This window comes from Blautia sp. DFI.6.71, assembly GCF_020593585.1.
Lineage (GTDB): Bacteria > Bacillota > Clostridia > Lachnospirales > Lachnospiraceae > Blautia_A > Blautia_A wexlerae.
The window spans coordinates 1-1319 of record NZ_JAJDMJ010000128.1 but is presented as its reverse complement, the minus strand read 5'-3'; the positions used below and the strand labels follow the sequence as shown (position 1 = coordinate 1319).

At 41.3% G+C, this 1319-nt stretch carries 2 protein-coding genes; both read left to right on the top strand.

The genetic code is table 11. The features are described from left to right. The first annotated feature begins 7 nt into the window (after positions 1-7). Positions 8-280, top strand: a complete 273-nt coding sequence (locus LJE12_RS19520) for a hypothetical protein (RefSeq protein WP_008703953.1) — start codon at positions 8-10, stop codon at positions 278-280. Between the two features lie 29 nt (positions 281-309). Continuing rightward, the coding region (locus LJE12_RS19515; protein WP_119243775.1) for a transglutaminase domain-containing protein at positions 310-1319 on the top strand (1010 nt) is incomplete at its 3' end.

Genomic DNA, 1319 nt, shown 5'->3' with positions numbered 1-1319 from the left:
AAAAAACATGGCATCAGAAAGAACAGAAGAACTATACAGGGTTTTGCTCAGCAAGGGCTATCCGAAGGAGCTTTGTGCTGAGATTGCATATAAAAATATGAATACAGATTATACCGCAACCAGAATGCTGGGTTATTTATATCGGTATACAAATCCTAAAATCGAAGATCTGGTAGATGAGATGCTGGCGATTTTAAGTGACCGGGCACAGATAATAGAGAAAAAGGAATCTGAACATGCGCAGGCAGTGATCAGTGAAATGTACCGGAAGGGATTATAAGTGACGAAGAACTTGGAGATAAGATAACAATGGAGCAATATTATTACAACCATATGAATAAGGCGCAGCAGGCTGCATATCACAGCATTCTTAGCGGTGTGAAAAACCTGGCGGATGAATTTCAAATTCCGGCATTAGAGGGAGAAGAACTTTATAATGTTTTTTTTCAGATGCGTCTGGATCATCCGGAGATATTTTGGGTGAGCAGTTATAAATACCGGTATTATAAAGACTCTCCGAATCTGATTTTTATTCCGGAGTATCTTTTTGATAAAAAGAAGATTTGCGAACATCAAAAGGCTATGACTGCCAGAGTTGAGAAGCTGATTCGTCCGGCTCAGAAGCTGTCTGAGTGGGAGAAAGAGAAGTATGTACATGATTTTATCTGTGAAAATATCCGCTATGACAAACTGAAAAAATCATATTCCCATGAAATTATCGGACCGTTGGGGCAAGGCGTTGGTGTTTGTGAGGGAATCGCAAAAGCAGTAAAGGTTTTGTTAGATGCACTGGGAGTCTGGTGTGTGATTGCAATCTGTGGAAATAATCCTGAGAAGGGGATTAAGTATCGCCACACATGGAATATCGTAAAAATAGGAGGTACATATTATCATCTGGATGCGACCTTTGATAATACCCTGGGGAAAGATCGTGAGACTTCTGAAATCCGCTATGATTATTTCAATCTGGATGATTCACAGATTTTCAGGGATCATGAGCCTCTTATTGCGCCGGCGCCTCACTGCGGTGATCATGAGCACTTTTACTATAAGGAGAAGAAGCTTTCTTTTACTAAGAAAGAGGATGTGTATAAACGTTCTTTGCAGGCGGCGAAGAAAGGCAGGGTACTTATTTTTCACTGGAGAGGCGGTTATCTGACAAAGGAAGTACTGAAGGAATTGCTGGAGCTTATCCGGAAAGCAGGAGATGAGAAAGACAAAACAGCAATGGTCAGCATAAACTGGCCGCAGGCAGTTATTCGTGTTCAGTATACGGATATGCAGGTACAGGAGAGTGTGACAATAGAGGAAGCGAATGA